At 42.4% G+C, this 4388-nt stretch carries 2 rRNA genes; both read left to right on the top strand.

From position 1 onward, the window contains the following. The first annotated feature begins 843 nt into the window (after nucleotides 1–843). Nucleotides 844–3731, top strand: a 23S ribosomal RNA gene (locus tag FIM44_RS08315). A 234-nt stretch (nucleotides 3732–3965) separates the two neighbouring features. Next, nucleotides 3966–4083 (top strand): 5S ribosomal RNA (rrf, locus tag FIM44_RS08310). Nucleotides 4084–4388 lie beyond the last annotated feature (305 nt).

Genomic DNA, 4388 nt, shown 5'->3' with positions numbered 1-4388 from the left:
TTGGATGATTGGATGATTGGATGATTGGATGATTGGATGATTGGATGATTGGATGATTGGATGATTGGATGATTGGATGATTGGATGATTGGATGCCATTTTTACCCCTTTTTGAAAAAAATATGACATGGGGTATTGTATCTAGTGGTATTTAATCAATGGTTAATGATGCGTTTTATTCAAATTCAATGATGCGTTTTTGTTTTGTGTTTTTGTTTTTTAATGATGTGCTTTATTTTAATAATGCGTTTTATCTTTTTATCTTATGATGTGCTTTATCTTTATTTATTCAAAGCTTTATTTATTCAAAGCTTTATTTATTCAAAGCTTTATTTATTCAAAGCTTTATTTATTCAAAGCTTTATTTTTACCCCCATTCCCATCATTTCCAATCATTTTTATCCATTTCTTTCAAACTCTAAAATTTCTTTCACATTCCAAAATATTTAAGCAAACTTTAAGCATTGCATGTCTATAATTACATTTCGTTTTTAAAGACAAGCTTTAAAAAGTTCTTTAATTTGAAACCACTCAAGCAAGTTCTAAAAGCTAAAAAGCTTTAAATAAAAGCCCACCAGCTGGTAAAACTTGAGCGTTATAAAAAGATTAGGGATCAAGCATTTTTAGTCTTCTTTAAAGGGTTTAACAGAACGATTATAGCAAGTTTTTAAAGAAAAACGAAGTTATTTGATTTAACATTGTTAATAGCCTATGTAAAAGTAAAGTAAAACTACAATAACTCTGTCTTATATTCATTAAGGCAGTGGTAGCGCTGAAGAATATTCGTGCAATTGTCGTTATTCATTATAAAAGGGCGGGTTTTAAAGGATATTTTAAAATTTAAAACAAGCTTTTAAGAGCAGATGGCGGATGCCTTGCCAAAGAGAGGCGATGAAGGACGTACTAGACTGCGATAAGCTATGCGGAGCTGTCAAGGAGCTTTGATGCGTAGATGTCCGAATGGGGCAACCCAACTAATAGAGATATTAGTTACTCTAATTATAGAGAGCGAACCTAGTGAAGTGAAACATCTCAGTAACTAGAGGAAAAGAAATCAACGAGATTCCCTAAGTAGTGGCGAGCGAACGGGGAAAAGGGCAAACCGAGTGCTTGCATTCGGGGTTGAGGACTGCAACATCCAAGAGAACGCTTTAGCAGAGTTACCTGGAAAGGTAAGCCATAGAAAGTGATAGCCTTGTATGCGACAAGGCGTTCTTAGGTAGCAGGATCCAGAGTAGGCCAGGACACGAGAAATCCAGGTTGAAGCCGGGGAGACCACTCTCCAACCCTAAATACTACTCTTTGAGCGATAGCGAACAAGTACCGTGAGGGAAAGGTGAAAAGAACCGCAGTGAGCGGAGTGAAATAGAACCTGAAACCATCTGCTTACAATCATTCAGAGCCCTATGATTTATCAGGGTGATGGACTGCCTTTTGCATAATGATCCTGCGAGTTGTGGTATCTGGCAAGGTTAAGCGGATGCGAAGCCGTAGCGAAAGCGAGTCTTAATAGGGCGAACAAGTCAGATGCTGCAGACCCGAAGCTAAGTGATCTATCCATGGCCAAGTTGAAACGCGTGTAATAGCGCGTGGAGGACTGAACTCGTACCCATTGAAACGGGTTGGGATGAGCTGTGGATAGGGGTGAAAGGCCAAACAAACTTAGTGATAGCTGGTTCTCTTCGAAATATATTTAGGTATAGCCTCAAGTGATAATAAAAGGGGGTAGAGCCCTGATTGGGCTAGGGCTGCTCGCCGCGGTACCAAACCCTATCAAACTTCGAATACCTTTTATCGTATCTTGGGAGTCAGGCGGTGGGTGATAAAATCAATCGTCAAAAGGGGAACAACCCAGACTACCAAATAAGGTCCCTAAGTTCTATTCTGAGTGGAAAAAGATGTGTGGCTACTCAAACAACCAGGAGGTTGGCTTAGAAGCAGCCATCCTTTAAAGAAAGCGTAACAGCTCACTGGTCTAGTGGTCATGCGCTGAAAATATAACGGGGCTAAGATAGACACCGAATTTGTAGATTGTGTTAAACACAGTGGTAGAAGAGCGTTCATACCAGCGTTGAAGGTATACCGGTAAGGAGTGCTGGAGCGGTATGAAGTGAGCATGCAGGAATGAGTAACGATAAGATATATGAGAATTGTATCCGCCGTAAATCTAAGGTTTCCTACGCGATGGTCGTCATCGTAGGGTTAGTCGGGTCCTAAGCCGAGTCCGAAAGGGGTAGGTGATGGCAAATTGGTTAATATTCCAATACCGACTATGGAGCGTGATGGGGGGACGCATAGGGTTAAGCGAGCTAGCTGATGGAAGCGCTAGTCTAAGGGCGTAGATTGGAGGGAAGGCAAATCCACCTCTGTATTTGAAACCCAAACAGGCTCTTTGAGTCCTTTTAGGACAAAGGGAGAATCGCTGATACCGTCGTGCCAAGAAAAGCCTCTAAGCATATCCATAGTCGTCCGTACCGCAAACCGACACAGGTAGATGAGATGAGTATTCTAAGGCGCGTGAAAGAACTCTGGTTAAGGAACTCTGCAAACTAGCACCGTAAGTTCGCGATAAGGTGTGCCGCAGCAATGCGGTCTCAGCAAAGAGTCCCTCCCGACTGTTTACCAAAAACACAGCACTTTGCCAACTCGTAAGAGGAAGTATAAGGTGTGACGCCTGCCCGGTGCTCGAAGGTTAAGAGGATGCGTCAGTCGCAAGATGAAGCGTTGAATTGAAGCCCGAGTAAACGGCGGCCGTAACTATAACGGTCCTAAGGTAGCGAAATTCCTTGTCGGTTAAATACCGACCTGCATGAATGGCGTAACGAGATGGGAGCTGTCTCAACCAGAGATTCAGTGAAATTGTAGTGGAGGTGAAAATTCCTCCTACCCGCGGCAAGACGGAAAGACCCCGTGGACCTTTACTACAACTTAGCACTGCTAATGGGAATATCATGCGCAGGATAGGTGGGAGGCTTTGAAGTAAGGGCTTTGGCTCTTATGGAGTCATCCTTGAGATACCACCCTTGATGTTTCTGTTAGCTAACTGGCCTGTGTTATCCACAGGCAGGACAATGCTTGGTGGGTAGTTTGACTGGGGCGGTCGCCTCCTAAAAAGTAACGGAGGCTTGCAAAGGTTGGCTCATTGCGGTTGGAAATCGCAAGTTGAGTGTAATGGCACAAGCCAGCCTGACTGTAAGACATACAAGTCAAGCAGAGACGAAAGTCGGTCATAGTGATCCGGTGGTTCTGTGTGGAAGGGCCATCGCTCAAAGGATAAAAGGTACCCCGGGGATAACAGGCTGATCTCCCCCAAGAGCTCACATCGACGGGGAGGTTTGGCACCTCGATGTCGGCTCATCGCATCCTGGGGCTGGAGCAGGTCCCAAGGGTATGGCTGTTCGCCATTTAAAGCGGTACGCGAGCTGGGTTCAGAACGTCGTGAGACAGTTCGGTCCCTATCTGCCGTGGGCGTAGGAAAGTTGAGGAGAGCTGTCCCTAGTACGAGAGGACCGGGATGGACGTGTCACTGGTGCACCAGTTGTTCTGCCAAGAGCATCGCTGGGTAGCTACACACGGATGTGATAACTGCTGAAAGCATCTAAGCAGGAAGCCAACTCCAAGATAAACTTTCCCTGAAGCTCGCACAAAGACTATGTGCTTGATAGGGTAGATGTGTGAGCGCAGTAATGCGTTTAGCTGACTACTACTAATAGAGCGTTTGGCTTGTTTTTTGCTTTTTGTATAAGATAACGGCAATAAGCGCGAATGAGTTACCACTGCCTTACTGAGTGTAAGAGAGTTGGAGTTTTATAAAGACTTTTATATAATAAACTTTAATGAGAAACAGGATAAAGTCTAACTTGTTTTAATTAAGGGCTATTAACGATCTTCTTTGTTGAAAAACAGCTCCCTATTAAAGAGAAAGGGGAGTTAAGGGTAAATGCATTTATCTTTAGCTCCCTTTTCCTTGTGCCTTTAGAGAAGAGGAACTACCCAGTTAACCATTCCGAACCTGGAAGTCAAGCTCTTCATCGCTGATAATACTGCTCTTTTCAAGAGTGGGAATGTAGGTCGGTGCAGGGATAGGGAAATGTTTTTTAGTCTTGCTTTTTATCTTATTTCATTATTGACTCATTGCTTTGTTTGCTTAGGGGTTTATTGGGGTTTGGTTGTTTTATTCAAAGTTTTTTAGAGATTTAAGAAAACGAGTTTGATGGCAAAATAAAATCTAAAATCATAAAATAAAATCTGAAGCGATAAAATAAAACTTAAAATCATAATATAAGATCTAAAATCCAATTTTTTAAAAAGTTTAATATCTTTGGTGAGAAAAGAGTCCGCATCAATTAAACATGGATTTAAGAAAAAAGTTTTATTCTTTGAGAATG

The organism is Helicobacter pylori (genome assembly GCF_006440215.1).
In the GTDB taxonomy this organism is placed as follows: domain Bacteria; phylum Campylobacterota; class Campylobacteria; order Campylobacterales; family Helicobacteraceae; genus Helicobacter; species Helicobacter pylori_CS.
Note: the sequence above shows the minus strand (reverse complement) of the source record. Positions and strands in the feature narration are given on the sequence as shown.